We start from the raw sequence: 17,352 nt of genomic DNA on the forward strand, positions 1-17,352 counted from the left end.
TGTCGAAATAAATCAAAAGAGCATGTTATGCATTTGCGCTGTGGTGAAGGTGGCCATGCGGTGAATGCTTTCCAGTAAAATTTTTTTCTCCCATATCTTGAAGTGAAGATAGTTTAATTTAAGACAGTTTATATGAATGTCATTTTATTGACATCATATTGGAATGGAGTTTTTAAAAGGAGGGTATGTTAAAAATGAATCATTTAAAAGGAATTCACCACGTTACTGCCATCACGAGTAGTGCGGAAAAAAACTATGAGTTTTTTACATACGTATTAGGAATGCGTTTGGTGAAAAAGACAGTGAACCAGGACGATATTCGAACGTATCACCTGTTTTTTGCGGATGATAGGGGAAATGCCGGAACAGACATGACATTTTTCGACTTCCCTAACATCCCTAAAGGTATACATGGCACAAATGAAATTTCAAAAACATCGTTCAGGGTACCGACAGATGAGGCAATAAACTATTGGGTCAAACGGTTTGACCGGCTCCAAGTAAAGCATAATGGAGTTAAGGAGCAGTTCGGGAAAAAGACAGTATCCTTCGTTGATTTTGACGATCAACAGTATCAAATCATTTCAGATGAGTTTAACGAAGGTGTGGCCTCGGGAACCCCTTGGAAGAATGGGCCAATTCCATTGGAATATGCCATTACAGGTTTAGGTCCGATTTTTGTGCGGGTTGCTGATTTCAATTATTTTAAACAAGTGCTTGAAAAAGTTATGCTGTTTAAAGAAATTGGCCAGGAGGAATCATATCATTTATTTGAAGGAGGTGAGGGAGGAAACGGTGCGCAAATCGTTGTGGAGCATAACACGGTGCTTCCAAATGCACGGCAAGGTTTCGGTACTGTTCATCACGCTGCCTTCCGCGTAGAGGATCGTGCGGTGTTAGATGAATGGCAGGAACGCTTGGAAGGCTTTGGTTTCCAAACATCGGGTCATATCGATCGTTACTTCTTTGAATCTCTTTATGCACGCGTTGCACCTCAAATATTGTTTGAGTTGGCGACAGACGGACCAGGGTTTATGGGGGATGAGGAATATGAAACATTGGGTGAGAAGCTGTCATTGCCCCCATTTTTGGAGCCAAAGAGAGCGCACATTGAGAAGTTTGTACGGCCCATCGACACAGTAAGAAGCACAATCGATTTTGCGAAAGAATACGAGGTATAATCATGAGTTTTATCAGAAAGATATTCGGATTAAATACAAATACAAATTCAAATGAAGAGCAAATAGGAGGAAATGAAATGTTGAAAATCGGAATTGTTTTAGGAAGTACTCGTGAAGGTCGTGTAAGTCCACAAGTTGGCGCCTGGGTGAAAGAAGTAGCAGATCTGCGCGGGGATGCGGAGTATGAAATTATCGACATCGCAGAGTTCAAACTGCCACTGTTAGGTGAGCCCGGCGGCGATGCATCTGGCGCAGCAGGCTGGTCCGCTAAAATCAGCGGTTGCGATGGATTTGTATTCATCGTTCAAGAATATAACCATTCCATTACAGGCGCACTGAAAAATGCTTTGGATTACTTGCGTGATGAGTGGAATAACAAAGCTGCGGGGATCGTATCGTACGGTTCTGTAGGCGGGGCGCGTGCAGCGGAGCATTTGCGCGGTATTTTAGGCGAATTGTTGGTCGCGGATGTACGCGTACATCCGGCATTGTCCTTATTCACTGACTTCGAGAACGGTACGTTCAAACCTAAAGATGTGCAAAAAGATTCCGTAAATCAAATGCTCGATCAATTGATTCCATGGTCCACAGCGTTGAAAACTATCCGGTAATTAAAAATGTAAATGAAAAAGGCTCCCGTCAGGGAGCTTTTTTTTCATTAGTAGAAAGAAAGCTAGATCGGATTGTCCTATGCCACATATTTGGCTAAGGAGATCAGAGCTGTAATCGTAATAATGTTCAAGATCGTTGAAATAAGCACGGTTTGGGAAGCGAAATCAGGTTCATTATCATATTCTTCAGCGAGTATAGTGCTGTTAACGCCAGTCGGCATGCCTGAAGCGATCAGCAGTGCTTGTGCTGGAATCCCCTTTAAACCGATAATGCTGATGAGTAACAAGCCGATGGCGGGGCCGACCAGCAGCCGCAAGCCAACACTGATATACACATCTAACCGATCAAGCCGCAGCGGATATTGGATAATTTGGGCGCCCAGCGTCAGCAAGGCGATACTAACCATGGAATCGGCAATATAGCCTAGCGGCTTGGCGGCGAATTCAGGCAACGGCCAGCGAAAGACGTGGAAAATTAGTCCGGCAACAAGCGCGTAAGGAACAGGCATTTTAAAAAATCCGATCAGCGCCGCCTTCAGCGTCCCTCCAGATTTGGCGCGTTGAACCGAAATAACGCCGTAGGTAAAGGTTACCAAGCTTTGAAAGGTCATCACGAGCGCCTGAATAGAAGCGGCAAGCGGATCGCCTTTAAATGCGAGCTGATTGATCGGGAGCCCATAGTTTCCTGAATTGTCCAAGATGAGGCTGTTGGTGAACGCCGCCTTCATTCCCGGTTTAAATTTCCTTCTCCAGCAGACGATGGAGCTTACAGCATACAGCAGCGCAACGTATAAGACATAGAATAAGGTGACACTGCCTAACAGTAAAGGGGACATTTCAGATTGGTACATACTCAGGAATACAACAGCAGGAGTGATGTAATAAAAGTTGATTTTCGCTAAAGTATATAAATTGAGCTGAAAGGCACGATGCATGAGCGCGCCGAGTCCAATCAGCACAAAAATGGGCAGAACGACATCCATTACAATCTCAATAATCATCTCGATGTTATTTTCCTTCTAAACAAGTAGTGAAATCTTAAACAGATTCCCTAGTTATTATACCATGGTGAAACGCAAAACTCAGAAATTCGAACAAAAAAATAAAAGCATGCGAATAATTTGGGAAATAAATGATTCTGTGATAAATAGGCTTGTCTGCCGCCATTCACTATTTAATAGTATTGAAGAAATAATAGCGATACGCGGGCGGTGTGTACATGTATGATGTCGCAGCTTTCCCCATTTAACATAAAAAGCCCCCAAGCGGGAGCAGGACGGAATTTCTAATATGAAACAACAGGGATCAGACGGTTTTATTTTTTAAATTTTCCATATCAGCTTCCAGCTTAAGCTGCCGGCGATTAATAATATCAATACTGTACTCATGTGTGTTAAGCTGGTTACTCGCTCTTCGTTCAAAAGGTTTCTGTGATAAGTCAAGCCGCTTGGTAATTTCCAATGTTTCCAGGACGGCTTGTCTCCCATATTTTAGTTCATCTTATATCCCACAATGTAACGATAAAAAACGCCCCTATTCCTCAATCGAGAGGGAGGTGACGTTCTTTTAATCATTCATATGCTTTACAAATCTGCTGGTCAAATCTGTTCCAGCTCTTGCTTCTGCTCCTGCGGTCGTAGAACCGGCTTCAATTCATCTTCAATTGTTGAATCAGAAAGCTTTACATTTGAACGATAGGCAGCCCGGATAATGAGATGTCCGGATACGGGAGCTGTAATGAAAACAAACAGAATTCCCAGAATGACCCGAACACTGATAAAAGCATCACTGAACCAAATGTAGAGAAACGTTCCGATAAGGGTTAAAAGTACAGCAAGGGTGGAGCTTTTGGTTGCTGCGTGCGCGCGCGTGTAAACATCCGGAAAGCGAATAATTCCAATGGCGCTAATTACACTAATAATGCTGCCGACTAAAATCAGCGAGGCTCCGACAAACTCACCCACTGCGTTTACGTTCAATAATAACACCTCTCTCGATAAATCTGGAGAGCGAAATCGTACTGATGAAGGCCAGTAAGCCCAGGATGAGAATAACCTCCAGATAAGCTTTGGTCCTCAGCATTATAGATACCGCGGCGATGCCGGAAATCAGGTTGACGCCGATCATGTCCATCGCGATGACGCGATCAGGCAGGGATGGCCCCTTGATAATACGGTAGAGAGAAATGGCGATCGCCACGCTGAACAGGGTAAGCGAAATACCCAGCATAATTTTGATCATTATCGAGTCACCTCCATGATTGCTTTTTCAAACCGTCCCAAAGAGCGGATAAGATCGTTTTTGTAACGTTCAATGTCGAGCGCATGGATATAGAATGTATCTCCTTCAGGCGAAACTTCCATAACGACCGAGCCCGGGGTAAGCGTGAGCAGCAGAGCCAGTGTGGTTACTTCCCAGTCGCTTTTCAGGGCTGTCCGATAGGTGAAAATACCAGGCTTAATATCTATTTTTGGACTGATGATATGCTTCATGACGACAAAAGCCGATTGGAACAGCTCGGAAATGAAAATCAGGATCAGCTTGACGACCCGGTAGAACCGATGCAAATAAAATTGCTTCCCGAAAAAGCGCTGCATGACGAAAATAATCGCTACCCCGACAAGAAAACCGGCAAAAAATGTCGTAAATCTCAGCTCGTCTTCATCATTGAGCACCATCCATAGAAAAGCTATAAATAAATTGAGCAGAAATTGAGCAGGCATTTTACATCCCCCCTTCCTTCATCTCGCGCAAATTAGCTGGGCCATTCACTTCGCTTTAGGTCAGTTTCAATAGCTTCAATTATTTGTTCAAGACGGCATCAATATAAATGTAAGGATTCGATAGCGTTTTGGCCGCATCAGCGACGTAAGGCGAAACGAATTCCGCTCCCAGCCCAAGTCCGATGGAAGCGGCTGTAAGCAGAACGCAAGGGACCAGCCAGCCTTTGCTGAGGGGAACGACTTCCTCCTCGCTGGTCGTGGATTCTCCCCAGAAGCAGTTCAGGAAAATGCGCAGCAGGGAATAGAGCACGAATATGCTGGATATAAGGGAGAGGGCAAGCAAAATATACGCTCCGCTCTCTATGGCACCTTGACCGATCAGGAATTTTCCCATGAAACCGCTCAAGGGCGGTATGCCGGCAAGAGCCAGCATGATGATGAAGAACGACCAGCCTAACATCGGATAGTGGCGAATGAGTCCGCTCATCCGGTCGATCATCGGCGTACCGGTAAGAGCAACCATGGAACCAGCGATAAGGAACAAGGCTGCTTTAACGAGCATGTCATGCACCAGATAATAAATTGACCCTTCGATAGCCGCCGGAGTGGCGGCTGCAAGACCCACCAGAATGAAACCGACGGCAATGACGACGTTAAAGGATACGATTTGGCGAATATCCTTATAAGCGATTGCCCCGAAGGAGCCCCCGATCAGCGTAATGCCTGCCATGATGCCGATGATCGTATGCGTGATCGCTGGCTCGTGATAGAAGAGCAGGGTGAACATACGGAACATGGCATAGATGCCGACCTTGGTCAACAGCCCTCCGAATAATGCGGCTACGGCTGTCGGCGGTACGCTGTATGATCCCGGAAGCCAGAAATACAGCAGCAGGCCGGCCTTTAAGCCGAAGACGAGCAGGAACAGTATGCTGATTACGGTCAGCAGCGGAGTTTGCCCGGCTTCGGCAATCCGCTCGGAAAGATGGGCCATGTTTAACGTGCCAACCGTACCGTACAGGTAAGCGATCGCTACAAGAAAAAACCAGGAGGAAAGCACGTTAATCGTTACGTATTTTATGGACTCCCTCAATTGAGGCTTGGTGCCTCCAAGCGTAATGAGCGCATAGGAAGCGAGCAGCATGACTTCGAAGCACACATAAAGGTTGAACAAGTCCCCTGTCAGGAAGGAGCCGTTGACGCCAGCCACCATGAGCAGCACAAACGGGTAGAAGAACATTCGCTCCCGCTTTTCCCCGATAGAGTAGAAGGCATAGATTAGGCAAACCGCGGCAACAAGGCTCGTCGTAAACACTAACAGCAGAGAGAAGGAATCGCCAACAAAGAGAATGCCGAACGGAGGCTGCCAGCCCCCGAAGTCAAGGCGGAGGATTCCCTCGCTTTGAATCATGTTTAGCGTATAGAGGCTTATTCCCGTAACCGACAGGATGGAGGCCAGGCTAAGCCATCTTTGTATTTGGATTTGCGACCGGAAAAATACAAGAATAATACCGATTAGTACCGGGATGACGACAGGAAGCACAAGAATATTACTCATTAACCATACCTCTTAATTCACTTAAATCATCGCTTCTGCTCTCCTGGTACAACCGGTATGCGAGTACGAGAAGAAAGGCGGTGACTGCAAAGCTGATCACAATGGAAGTCAGGATCAGGGCTTGCGGCAGGGCATCGGTAAAAGTGCTTGTCTCTTCCCCAAGCACGGGCACGCCTCCGGTCTTTAGTCCGCCCATCGTCATAATTAGCAAATGTGCTGCATGCGTCAGCACGGCCGTTCCTAGAATGATCCGAATAACATTCCTGGAGAGAAACAAGTAAGTCGCAACGGACACCAGCACTCCCGTCAGGATGATGATCAACGTTTCCATACACTTACACATCCTCACTAATACTTAGAATAATCGTAACTACGACACCGACGACTCCGAGGGCTACGCCAAGTTCAAAGATCGTAACTGTAGCGAGGCCCGTTTTTCCAAAGACAGGAAGATTAACATAAGAATAAGCATGGCTTAAGAAAGGGATATCCAGGAACAAGGAAGCGGCACCCGTAGCGACCGTAATGAAGGCGCCGACAGCAGCGACCATTTTGAAATCCAGGGGAATCCGCTTCATAATAGTTTCCGTATCAAAGGCAAGAAATAACAGGACGAGTGCGGAAGCAAGCACGAGCCCGCCAATAAAGCCGCCGCCGGGGCTGTTATGCCCGGATACGAATAAATAGACAGCCATCGTCAAAATAATGAACACGACGATTTTCGTAACCGTTTGTAAAATAACGTCATTGATCTTCAAGTTTCTGTTCCTCCTTCGTTGCCTTTAGCTTAATTAGCGTATAGACGCCCAAACCGCCGATGAAGAGAACGATAACCTCAAGCATTGTATCGAACGCACGGAAATCGCCGAGAATCGTATTGACGATGTTCTTGCCGCCGGCAAGCTCGTATGCGTTCTCGAAGTAGCCGGAGATCGTCTCGAACAGCTTGCCGCCCCGAACCGCGAGCGCAACTAATACAAAGATCGCGCCTACAGCGATGGAAATGATCAGGTTGTTTCGTTTCGTCCGGCGGGGTGCATTCTCTTTCTTCCATTCAGGAAGATAATAAAAGCAGAGCAGGAACAAGGCCGTCGATACTGTCTCCACGACAAGCTGGGTCAGCGCAAGGTCAGGCGCGCGGAACACAACGAAGAACAGGGCCATGGAATACCCGAGTGCTCCATTGAGGAGTATGGCGTTCACACGCGATTTTGCCATTGGAATCGCTAGCCCGGCAGCGATCATGATAAGTACGAGAACGACTTCATATACACTGATCGCGGCATCGCCCGCAAAGTCGAAAGAATAGGCTCCGGTCAACAGCAGCGTACCTCCGACTGCGGCGATGAAAAAAAGGAAAATATAAATCGAATAACTTCGCAGATGACCCGTCATATAAAAGGAAGTTAACCGGTTCGAGATTTTCTCTATTTGAATCAGGCTGTTGTTGTACAGGTTGTCGAGCGTCCATTTTTCAGGCAGCAGCGAATAAATTCCCTTCCAGCGCCGGATCGACAAATATAATAACGTACCGATAACGATGACCCCTATCGTCATCAGCAGAGCTGTATTAAATCCGTGCCAGGCAGAAATCGGCTTAACCATGCCTTCGAGCTGCAGTGAAGGCAGAATGCTTGCCATCGCCGGACGCAGCAAATAGTCGCCCAGCACGTTAGGGAAGAAGAAGATGCCTACGACGAGAATCGCCAGAATGATCGGCGAAATTAACATGCCAAGCGGCGCTTCATGGGCTTCATGATCCAGTTTTTCCGGCTGGTAAGGACCCAGGAACGTCTTGAATACGATGATCATGCAGTAAATAAATGTAAACACGCTGGCAATCCAGGCGACGGCAGGGAACAATACCTTCGATATATGCAAAGAGAAGATGCCGGTTTGACTTACACTAACTACGGCTTCGAAGAACATCTCCTTGCTTAAAAAACCGTTAAAAGGAGGCAGGCCCGCCATTGAAAAGCTGCCGATCAAAGCGATCGTAAATGAAATCGGCATCAGTGACATGAGCCCCCCAAGCCGCCGGATGTCACGGGTGCCAGCTCCGTGGTTCACAATGCCGATCACCATAAACAGTGCTCCTTTAAAGGTCGAGTGGTTCACCAGGTGGAACAAAGCGGCAAAGGTTGCCTGGGTATAGATCACGGTCTCTTTGCCAGCTCCCATGGACAATGCCGCTGAGCCGATACCGAACAAGCTCATTACGAGACCGAGCTGGCTAATGGTCGAGTAGGCGAGCAGAGCCTTGAGATCTGTCTGGCGTACGGCGTTGAAGGAGCCCCAGAAGAGCGTAATGATCCCGACGCTGCTGACGAGCCAAAACCAGGTTTCATGGCTGCCGAAAACGGGCGTGAACCTGGCGACCAAATAAATACCAGCCTTAACCATAGTGGCGGAGTGGAGATAGGCGCTAACTGGCGTCGGCGCTTCCATTGCGTCGGGCAGCCAAATATGGAACGGGAATTGGGCCGATTTGGTGAAGGCTCCAACAAGAAGCAGTAGCATCGCGGGTACAAATAGCATATGATTGGGATCGATGTCCGCGATGATTTCCCGGATGCTCATTGTGCCTGTCATCACATAAATCATAATAAAACTGGTCAGCATGGCGATGCCGCCAGTGACCGTAGTTAATAGAGCCTTCTTTGCTCCATAGCGGGATCTCTTGCGGTGATACCAAAAGGCGATCAGCAGGAAGGACGAAATACTCGTTAACTCCCAGAAAACATAGAACACCATCAAATTGTCGGAGAAGACTACGCCAAGCATGGCCCCCATAAATAACAGCAAGTAAATATAAAAGTGATTAAGGGACTCCTCCGAGGACAAATAATATATGGAGTAGATGACGACAAGACTGCCGATACCGGTAATTAAGAGACCGAATATTAGGCTGAGCCCGTCGAGATAAGTGTTAAAATGAATGTCGTAGGATGGAATCCACGTCATAGTACTTAAATAAGTTGCTCCTTGGGCCACCGACGGGATATAGCGGGCGAGGGCAACAAACAGAACGACCGGAACAATAAGGACGAACCAGCCTATATGATTGCGTGAAACCTTTGTATACAGAAGTGGTATGATTACAGCAGCAAGAAAAGGAATAATAATGGCTAAGTTCACAGATAACAAAGTCAAACCTCCAATTTCTTCATGATGGTTGCAGCTTATGATTAGTTAAAGTTTGCACATTTTTCGACGGTACAATACTTGTGCAGGATGGCTTACTTTTTTTTAGATAAAATGAAAGTGTAAGCTCTTAGACTGATCTTCTCCAAACGCAGTAAAACCAGCATTTCAAGAAGGATTCCCGCAGGGCTTGACTCCTATGTCAATAAGCGGGATAATAGGAAACCATAAGTCCTGTGATGGCCTATGGTATCAAAGAGAGGACTTCGCTTAGGAAGTGAATTGGGAGTTCTGTGAAAGAAGCCGGCAGCTTTAAGTTTGGTTGTTCAAAGCAGCTAAATCGACAACTTCGGACCTCCTAACAAATGATAAGGAAAAATTATAATAATAATATAATTATACAATATAAATATGCATGCTGTACAATTGTACATTCCATGCATAAGCTTTTCTTATAGATGTTGTTCAAGAAGTCGTCCGTTGCTTACATTATTATGGAGTATTTGGCAGCAAAATTTAATGAATTATTTAATGAGGTGAATTTTTGTCATGAAGAAAGTAAAGGGTCGTATGGATGAGAGCATTCTCGTTTGTGTATATTACGGTCCAAATGGTGAACGGTTGATCAGACGCGGTCATAAAATGGCAAGCATGCTGAACTGTCCATTATATATTTTGACGGTAGATCCGCTGCCGTATGATGAATTCGACGCGGAAAAATCCGGCTACATCGACAGATGGAGAGAGCTGGCTGAAGAATGTGAAGTTGAAGAGTTTATTCTTATGGATAATGAGAAGCGGCCGATCGCCAAAGCAATTGCTGAGGTTGCCCATAGATATAATGTTACGCAAATTGTAATCGGACAAACTGCCCAGAACCGCTGGGAGGAAATTACGAAGGGCTCCTTTGCCAATGTACTTCTAAGAGAGATCACTTTCGTCGACATCCATATCGTATCCTTGGACCGGACAATTAAAACGGAAGAGGAAATTGAGTACGAAGCGGGAGTGCGCAGTTATTTATTGAAGGAGGGAGACAGCTACCGGCTGTGTTTCTCTTGTCAAAAGGACATTAGTTATGAAGGGATTTTCTACAAAGAGATAGGGACGGATTTTAACAACGGCTTGTTCAAATTCGTTTCTATGGGCAGAACATATCAAGTTCATGTCGCTGAGGATAGAGTAACCGAGTCCATTCACTTGCCGTCCAATGCCAAATCTGAGCATAAAACGCATGATTTAATATAGCATAAGCAGTAGAAAATACGCAGTAAACATACGTTGTAAACAATAAGGCTGCCTTTCCGTCACCCATGACGGGAGGCAGCCTTATTGTTTTATACTATATTTTTGGATAGGCTTGATCATCGGGAAATCCGTAATTTTCATAATTTGGACGGGGTTTCTTGAGTCTTTGGACCTCCTCATCCGCTAAATGATAGGTTATACTACCTATGAAATAATTGTTTCACCATTTTATACCTTAATTACTCGTTACATATGTTCAGAAAATGTACAGAAAGCATTGTTATATTTAGGACGATTAAGGAATTAAGAGAGCATCTAATCTATTATTTGGCAAAAAGGAGCAAGAGAATGAAGAGTTATAAAGGTGTTATACGAACTCATTCGTTTGCGCGATTAACGGCTTTGTTAACTGTTTTGGCATTGCTTACCAGCTGCGGTATGTTTGGTTCCGGCAGCAATTCGGCAGACAGTCAGGGGGACTTAGGCCAGGCAGGACAGGAAATTATACGCTATACGGGTGAGAAAAGCAGAATCATTTCATATGTGTATACTGCAAAAAAAGATTTCAGTCTTACATTTAATGGAATGGGTGACAAGCAGACGATGGAAAGACTGCTTGATGAGCTGGACAAGTACGATATTAAAGCTACTTTTTTCCTACCGGGAATCAGAGTGGCGGAGGAACCGGACATCGCCAAAAATATTATTTCCCGAGGACATGAAATCGAGAACAACACGTTAAACCATCTGGATTTGACAACATTGGAATATGAACAGATTTATAAGGAAATCAAGCTCAGCAATGAGGTCATTCAGAAAGAGACAGGCATAACTCCTAAGTATATACGAACGAAGTCAGGCGATTATTCGGATGATATACGTCTAGTAGCAGCACAGCTCGGCATGGAGGGAGTTGTCAGCTACAATATCAATCCGAAGGACCGTGATATGAAAAGCGCTCAGGAAATCGGTGATTATGTAGCCAGGTATATATCAAGGGGAAGTATTATTTCACTGAATACCGACATCAATCCAGAGGTGATTCCTTCGGTCGGCCTTATCGCTAAGGCTGCAGAGGATATCGGCTATAAGCTGGTCACGCTTAGCGAATTGGTGGAGCGCGGCGGAGAGCGTAAGCCGCTGGAGCAAATTCCCGGATATGACGCGGCTAAAATCAATCCGGATTATAAAGGAACTTCCTATGAACTGGTCTACAAAGCTAAAACGAGGAAGAAGGAAATCGCTCTTACGTTCGACGACTGGGCTACTGACAAAACGGTAACACAGATTTTGGATATTTTGGCTGAATACGACGTCAAGGCCACTTTCTTTTTGCGGGCGCAAGGGGTGGAGCAAAATCCTAATCTGGCGAGAGCTATGATCGAAGAGGGGCATGACGTGGCGAACCATTCCTACGCCCACCAGGTAGTGACGACGTTAACTCCTGAACAATTGCAGGAAGATGTAGTCAAGGCGCACCAAGTGATTACCGAGGCGATTCAAGAGCAGCCGCTTATGCTTTACCGGCCGCCGACCGGGGTTGTGGATGATGCAACGGCAGAAATTATCGCCGCTACAGGTTATCCGCGAATTGCCATGTATGATGTCACGACACTCGATTGGGACGTAAACAATAGCGCGGAGGATATCGTGAAAGGGATTATGAAGAAGACGCAGAGCGGAAGTGTAATACTGCTGCATATTCTCGACGGAATCCATACGGCAGAAGCATTGCCCACAGTATTGGAGAAATTACAGGACAAGGGCTACACATTCGTGAAGATGAAAGATTTGATCGAGTAAACAATCTGACAGACGGAGATGGAGCAAAATGGGATTGTATGAGGATATCGTCGATCGGCGAAAGGGAATTGCCGTAGTTGGGCTTGGTTATGTTGGATTACCTATAGCCGTTGCCTTTTCCAGAAAGACAAAGGTGGTCGGCTTTGATGTCAATCAAGCTAAAGTGAACGGCTATTTGGCAGGATTCGATGCAACTGGAGATTTGGGAGATGACATCATCCGCGCATGTGAGGTTGATTTCACCTCCGATGAGGAAAAGCTGCAGGGGATTCCCTTTTTCCTCGTGGCCGTACCGACTCCGATTCAGAGCGGAAATGTCCCGGATTTGAAATATGTGCAGAGCGCGAGCCGGATCGTCGGGAAAAAACTGACCGAAGGCGCAGTCGTCGTATATGAATCAACGGTGTATCCGGGAGTGACAGAGGATGTCTGTATACCTATTCTCGAAGCGGAGTCGGGACTCCGGTGCGGGGAAGATTTCAAAGTCGGCTATTCGCCCGAGCGGATTAACCCGGGAGATAAGGTTCACCGGCTGGAAAGCATCGTGAAGATTGTATCCGGTATAGATGAAGAAGCGCTGGACATTATCGCCAAAGTATACGAGCTTGTAATCGAAGCGGGAGTATACCGGGCAGAGAGCATCAAGGTAGCCGAAGCGGCCAAGGTGATTGAGAATGCGCAGCGGGATATCAATATCGCCTTTATGAACGAATTGTCCATGGTATTCCATCGGATGGGCATCGACACGAAGGCTGTGCTGAGCGCGGCGGGAACGAAATGGAATTTCCTCAACTTCACACCTGGATTAGTTGGAGGCCATTGCATCGGCATTGATCCGTATTACTTGACGTATAAAGCGGAGGACTCCGGCTATCATTCCAAAATCATTCTGGCCGGCCGCCACATCAATGATAGTATGGGAACCTATATTGCCGATCAAATCATAAAAATATTAGTCAGGTTGCAGCTGGATATAAAAAATACCCGAATCGGTCTGCTCGGATTGTCATTCAAAGAGAATTGCGCGGATATCCGGAATACGAAGGTAACCGATATCATCCGGGAGCTGCAAGACTATGGGGTGACGACGCTGGTTGCCGATCCTTTGGTTGATCCAAGTCAAGCGTATGAAGAATACGGCATTGAGCTGTCAGACATGTCCTCCTTCAAGGATTTGAACGTCATCATTGTCGCCGTGCCCCATACAGCGATTGCGGAGATGGGCATCGATGATTTCAAGGAAATGTACAATGGCAACGAGATAAAAATTATGATCGATATTAAGGGGATTTATTCCAAGTTAGAATATGAGCAAAACGGGTTTTATTATTGGAGGTTGTAGCTATGACCAATAAATGGATTGGGGACACAAACAGTGATTAATAGTAAGAGGAATAAGGAAGAAATATTGACTGTGCCCAAAACGGACAGGCGGACTTTGTCTCACGTACCGGATCCGGAAAATATTCGCGGACGCCTCGACCGCCGCGGCTTGCGGGATCTGGGACTGGATATAGACGACAACGACCTCGAAGCGAGGGAGAAGCTGCGCCTGCTCAGCTTAAGGTATGTCGCGGATTTTGACGTGCTGCTTATCGGAAAAAAGCAGAAAAGGAAAGCAGGCCTGAAAGCTCGGGCGGTGGATATTTCATCCACAGGAGTGCTGCTTCAAATCGATCCCGCAGCAGGCAAGCTTGAGGCTGGAGACCGTCTGCAGGTCCGTTTTCAAATTCCTCAAGGAACGATGCCGGAAGGGTTTGAATCCTCGGTGAAAATCGATGCGGATGTCGTCCGGACATTTACCCGGCAAGCGGATGGTGAGGAGAAGCTGATGGCCGCGCTGCAATTCGTGCAGCCGCTGACGGATTATTTTCAGAAGAAACGATGGGGTTATTCGATTTATACCGCAAGCGGGCTAATGTTTGTTGCTGTCGCCGTCATTATGTTGATGCGCGTGGAAAGTGTCATCTATTTCAAATATAATCTCTGGCTGTATTTATACAGTCTGATCGCCGCTATATTTTTGTTAAGCCGCTATTTGTTTGGCGCATTTTACCGGGATGTGCCGGTGAATCCGGACTACACCCCCGGTGTAACGATTGTAATACCCTGCTTTAATGAAGCCGAATGGATTCACAGAACGATATTAAGCTGTATTAACCAGGATTACCCGATAGACAAACTGGAGGTTATTGTCGTTGATGACAGATCGACCGACAACTCCGTAGAGCAGATCCAAAAGACAATTCAAATGGTTCACAATGAAGCGGAGCGCTATGCAACGAAAGAAAGGTTAAAGATGGTCGTGCTGCCGGAGAACGGCGGCAAGCGAGTTGCCTTAGTCAAGGGTGTCGAAATGGCCAAGCATGATCTCGTTGTATTTGTGGATTCCGACAGCTTTCTGGAACCGACAGCGATCAAGCATCTGGTGCAGCCTTTCCAGGATCCGCGTATGGGCGGCGTTGCTGGCCGGACCGACGTAGAGAACAAGTACACAAACTCGATTACGAAGCTGCAAACCGTGCGCTATTATATCGCGTTTCGTATTATGAAAGCGGCGGAATCGTGGTTTGATAGTGTCACCTGCTTGTCCGGCCCGCTATCCTGCTATCGGAAGGATCTTATTTTGCAGCATTCCGAAGCTTGGCTGAATCAGAAGTTTCTTGGACAGCCGGCTACCTTTGGTGACGACCGCAGCATGACGAACTTCATTTTAAGAACCCATCGCACGGCATATCAGGACGCCGCGATCTGTTCTACGATCGTGCCTTCGAAAATGAGCGTTTTCCTGAAGCAGCAAATGCGCTGGAAGCGGTCGTGGCTGCGTGAGTCGCTGCGCGCAGCCGGATTTATTTGGCGGAAGGAGCCTTTTATGTCGCTGTTCTTCTACGTAGGTGTAATCGTGCCGATCGCCGCACCTATTGTAGTCCTGTACAACTTAGTTTATGTGCCGATCGTTCATCATGTTTTTCCCGGTACCTTCTTGATGGGCTTGCTATTGATGGGAATGCTTATGAGTCTCGCTCATTTATTGTTCCGCAAAAGCAAGCTGTGGCTATACGGTCTGGTGTTCTGTCTATTTTACGAAGCGGTGCTGCTATGGCAAATGCCTGTCGCCTGGGTCACCTTCTGGAAGTCGACATGGGGGACGAGGGAGACGCCGCAGGATATTGAAGCACGGCAGAAAAAAGAAGCAAGAAAGCAAAAAAATAAAAATAGAATCGGATTGCCGTTCTAATGCAATCGTCCGAAGATTCATATAGTGAGGATGGCAGAAATGTTAAAAAAGAAGCGGAGTTCTGCCCTTGATTATCGCAAGAAAAACCGGCGTAAGGTTACAAAAACTATTGTGCAAAGTGCGATATTGTTGATTGTGGGCTTCCTGCTCGTCAATGCCCTATTCGGGCTTCGCAGGTACGAGGAGCCCAGCAAAGCGGAGTGGACGAATAAGGAAGGGTTTATCGCCTTGTCCTATTTTGGTGTAGGCCGAAATTCCACTCCCAAATTAGTGGCAAAGAGCCAGCTCGATCAACAGCTTCAGGCACTTTATGATCAGGGCTATGTTACGATTTCGCAGCAGGATGTTATAGACTTTTATCAAAGTAATAAACCTTTGCCGGACAAGGCGCTTTTCCTATCCTTTGAAGATGGCCGGAATGATTCCAGCCTATTCTCCCAATCGCTGCTGGAAAAGTACAATTATAAAGCGACCTTCTTCACTTACGCCAATAAGATGGGCAATAGCGAGCGCAAATTTGTGCAGCCTAAAGAAATGCTGAAGATGATGAAGTCAGGCTATTGGGAGCTTGGAACGAACGGGAATCGGCTTACATATATTAACATCTTCGATCATGACGGTCGTTTCATTGGAATGAAGGAAGAGAATGAGCTGACCAACAAAGAGAATATTGAATACTATAATCATTATTTGATGGACTTTATCCGGGATGAGAATATGATTCCCGCAGAGAACCGGTCAGAAATGGAAGAGCGGATTCATAGTGATTATGAGGCGATGAAGAACATTTACAGCAGCAAGCTGGGATTCGTGCCGAACGTGTATATGATCATGCATGCAAACGCCTTGTATAATGGAATGAACCCCCTGGTCGCGAATGCTAACACGAAAAATATCGAGGAAATGTTCGGCATCCATTATAACCGGGAAGGGGAAGCCTTTAATTCCCGCGATGGAGATGTCCATGATTTAACGAGAGTTCAGGCAGCACCTTACTGGTATACCAATCATCTGCTGATGAAAATTCAGAAAGATACCGGTGAAGGGATGACATTTGTTCGCGGTGATGATCAGCTTGCCGATCAATGGGAGCTTATTGGCGGAGCAGCGCAGTTTACCGACAATCAGATCGTACTGACCTCGCCTCCGGCCGCACCGGGGATGCTGTATTTGCAGCAAAGCGAGAACAGCCAGGACGCGGTGATAGCGTTGAAGTTGGCGGGCAACGTAGTAGGCAAGCAGACGGTTTACGCCCGGTACGACAAAGCGAGCGGGGCATTTGTTCGGGTGATTATCGCGGACAATAAACTGCACATCGAACAGAGGAGAGCAGGCGGTGAGGTCGAACGCATATTCTCTGGCCAACTGCAGCCGCTGCAATGGAGTGAGGAGGACCTCGCCTTTAATAAAGCTTCGGTCTATACAAAAGAGCAGATTGTCGCCACAGCGGGATCGAAGGAAGAGGAATACCCGATTAACATTCAACAGACCAGAGCGGTGCAGATTGAATTGGAAGCGAACCGGATGACGGTCCAGGTAGACGGCGAAGTGATCGCTGACCGACAGGAGTTTGACGATTCAATTCGCTCAGGAGGCCTTGCCATTGAAGCGGAATACAGCAAGCAGAATAAGAAGGATGATATTTACGATGGCGTATTCGAGGATATTGAGATGGTCTTACTAGAGCAAGAGGGCAGTGAATCCAATCTAGTATTCAGCAATCAAATTAAGGGATTCCAAGGTATTGTTCATCGTATTAAAAAAGGCATCAACACTGCTATAAACTGGGTGATGGACACCTTCTAAAAGACCGGTTGAAGAAAGTGGAGGAAGGTGTCAGAAACTA

15 protein-coding genes are annotated in these 17,352 nt (G+C 46.5%); 7 read left to right on the forward strand and 8 right to left on the reverse strand.

Annotated features, from left to right (window positions below):
- Window positions 1-194 precede the first annotated feature (194 nt).
- Both G358_RS0115660 and G358_RS0115665 read left to right on the forward strand, forming a co-directional pair.
- Window positions 195-1,181 carry a ring-cleaving dioxygenase gene (locus G358_RS0115660; protein ID WP_019638182.1) on the forward strand — a complete coding sequence of 329 codons (987 nt, stop codon included), beginning with the start codon at window positions 195-197 and terminating at the stop codon, window positions 1,179-1,181.
- A 2-nt stretch (window positions 1,182-1,183) separates the two neighbouring features.
- Window positions 1,184-1,792, forward strand: a complete 609-nt coding sequence (locus tag G358_RS0115665) for an NADPH-dependent FMN reductase (protein ID WP_026342286.1) — start codon at window positions 1,184-1,186, stop codon at window positions 1,790-1,792.
- Between the two features lie 77 nt (window positions 1,793-1,869).
- Here G358_RS0115665 and G358_RS0115670 read toward each other — a convergent pair whose 3' ends face one another.
- The 8 genes from G358_RS0115670 to G358_RS0115710 all read right to left on the reverse strand — a co-directional run bounded on the left by G358_RS0115670 (window position 1,870) and on the right by G358_RS0115710 (window position 9,220).
- Window positions 1,870-2,793, reverse strand: a complete 924-nt coding sequence (locus G358_RS0115670) for an AEC family transporter (RefSeq protein WP_019638184.1) — start codon at window positions 2,791-2,793, stop codon at window positions 1,870-1,872.
- Window positions 2,794-3,390: 597 nt separating this feature from the next.
- On the reverse strand, window positions 3,391-3,771 hold the full coding sequence (locus tag G358_RS0115680) for a Na+/H+ antiporter subunit G (RefSeq protein ID WP_019638186.1): 381 nt from the start codon (window positions 3,769-3,771) through the stop codon (window positions 3,391-3,393).
- Complete coding sequence (locus tag G358_RS0115685; RefSeq protein ID WP_019638187.1) at window positions 3,749-4,033, reverse strand: Na(+)/H(+) antiporter subunit F1; 285 nt, start codon at window positions 4,031-4,033, stop codon at window positions 3,749-3,751. The genes G358_RS0115680 and G358_RS0115685 overlap by 23 nt, the downstream gene beginning before the upstream one ends.
- Entirely contained in the window at window positions 4,033-4,515 is a 483-nt protein-coding gene (locus tag G358_RS0115690; RefSeq protein ID WP_019638188.1) for a Na+/H+ antiporter subunit E, read from the reverse strand. Before G358_RS0115690 ends, G358_RS0115685 begins: the two co-directional genes overlap by 1 nt.
- Window positions 4,516-4,594: 79 nt before the next feature.
- Window positions 4,595-6,073 carry a Na+/H+ antiporter subunit D gene (locus G358_RS0115695; RefSeq protein ID WP_019638189.1) on the reverse strand — a complete coding sequence of 493 codons (1,479 nt, stop codon included), beginning with the start codon at window positions 6,071-6,073 and terminating at the stop codon, window positions 4,595-4,597.
- A complete protein-coding gene (locus tag G358_RS0115700) occupies window positions 6,066-6,404 on the reverse strand; it encodes a Na(+)/H(+) antiporter subunit C (protein WP_019638190.1) in 339 nt (112 codons plus the stop codon). Before G358_RS0115700 ends, G358_RS0115695 begins: the two co-directional genes overlap by 8 nt.
- Before the next feature lie 4 nt (window positions 6,405-6,408).
- Window positions 6,409-6,831, reverse strand: coding sequence for a Na(+)/H(+) antiporter subunit B (locus G358_RS0115705; protein WP_019638191.1), 423 nt, complete (start codon window positions 6,829-6,831; stop codon window positions 6,409-6,411).
- Window positions 6,818-9,220: a Na+/H+ antiporter subunit A gene (locus G358_RS0115710; protein WP_019638192.1), complete on the reverse strand. Its 2,403-nt coding sequence runs from the start codon at window positions 9,218-9,220 to the stop codon at window positions 6,818-6,820. The genes G358_RS0115705 and G358_RS0115710 overlap by 14 nt, the downstream gene beginning before the upstream one ends.
- Window positions 9,221-9,766: 546 nt before the next feature.
- Between G358_RS0115710 and G358_RS0115715 the strand changes: the two genes are divergently transcribed.
- The 5 genes from G358_RS0115715 to G358_RS0115735 all read left to right on the forward strand — a co-directional run bounded on the left by G358_RS0115715 (window position 9,767) and on the right by G358_RS0115735 (window position 17,312).
- A complete protein-coding gene (locus tag G358_RS0115715; RefSeq protein ID WP_019638193.1) occupies window positions 9,767-10,465 on the forward strand; it encodes a universal stress protein in 699 nt (232 codons plus the stop codon).
- A gap of 348 nt (window positions 10,466-10,813) precedes the next feature.
- A complete protein-coding gene (locus tag G358_RS0115720) occupies window positions 10,814-12,268 on the forward strand; it encodes a polysaccharide deacetylase family protein (protein WP_019638194.1) in 1,455 nt (484 codons plus the stop codon).
- A 28-nt stretch (window positions 12,269-12,296) separates the two neighbouring features.
- Complete coding sequence (locus G358_RS0115725; protein ID WP_019638195.1) at window positions 12,297-13,610, forward strand: nucleotide sugar dehydrogenase; 1,314 nt, start codon at window positions 12,297-12,299, stop codon at window positions 13,608-13,610.
- Between the two features lie 33 nt (window positions 13,611-13,643).
- Window positions 13,644-15,506 (forward strand): glycosyltransferase family 2 protein, encoded by a 1,863-nt coding sequence (locus G358_RS0115730; RefSeq protein WP_026342288.1) that lies wholly within the window; start codon window positions 13,644-13,646, stop codon window positions 15,504-15,506.
- Between the two features lie 39 nt (window positions 15,507-15,545).
- Complete coding sequence (locus G358_RS0115735; RefSeq protein WP_019638197.1) at window positions 15,546-17,312, forward strand: polysaccharide deacetylase family protein; 1,767 nt, start codon at window positions 15,546-15,548, stop codon at window positions 17,310-17,312.
- Window positions 17,313-17,352: the final 40 nt, after the last annotated feature.

Source organism: Paenibacillus fonticola DSM 21315, from assembly GCF_000381905.1.
GTDB lineage: Bacteria > Bacillota > Bacilli > Paenibacillales > Paenibacillaceae > Fontibacillus > Fontibacillus fonticola.

Bases quoted from the DNA above. Each gene is read 5' to 3' on its own strand.
- G358_RS0115695 (WP_019638189.1), bottom strand. From the start codon at position 6,073: ATGAGTAATATTCTTGTGCTTCCTGTCGTCATCCCGGTACTAATCGGT.
- G358_RS0115725 (WP_019638195.1), top strand. From the start codon at position 12,297: ATGGGATTGTATGAGGATATCGTCGATCGGCGAAAGGGAATTGCCGTA.
- G358_RS0115735 (WP_019638197.1), top strand. From the start codon at position 15,546: ATGTTAAAAAAGAAGCGGAGTTCTGCCCTTGATTATCGCAAGAAAAAC.
- G358_RS0115690 (WP_019638188.1), bottom strand. From the start codon at position 4,515: ATGCCTGCTCAATTTCTGCTCAATTTATTTATAGCTTTTCTATGGATG.
- G358_RS0115670 (WP_019638184.1), bottom strand. From the start codon at position 2,793: ATGATTATTGAGATTGTAATGGATGTCGTTCTGCCCATTTTTGTGCTG.
- G358_RS0115720 (WP_019638194.1), top strand. From the start codon at position 10,814: ATGAAGAGTTATAAAGGTGTTATACGAACTCATTCGTTTGCGCGATTA.
- G358_RS0115685 (WP_019638187.1), bottom strand. From the start codon at position 4,033: ATGATCAAAATTATGCTGGGTATTTCGCTTACCCTGTTCAGCGTGGCG.
- G358_RS0115665 (WP_026342286.1), top strand. From the start codon at position 1,184: ATGAGTTTTATCAGAAAGATATTCGGATTAAATACAAATACAAATTCA.
- G358_RS0115715 (WP_019638193.1), top strand. From the start codon at position 9,767: ATGAAGAAAGTAAAGGGTCGTATGGATGAGAGCATTCTCGTTTGTGTA.
- G358_RS0115660 (WP_019638182.1), top strand. From the start codon at position 195: ATGAATCATTTAAAAGGAATTCACCACGTTACTGCCATCACGAGTAGT.
- G358_RS0115700 (WP_019638190.1), bottom strand. From the start codon at position 6,404: ATGGAAACGTTGATCATCATCCTGACGGGAGTGCTGGTGTCCGTTGCG.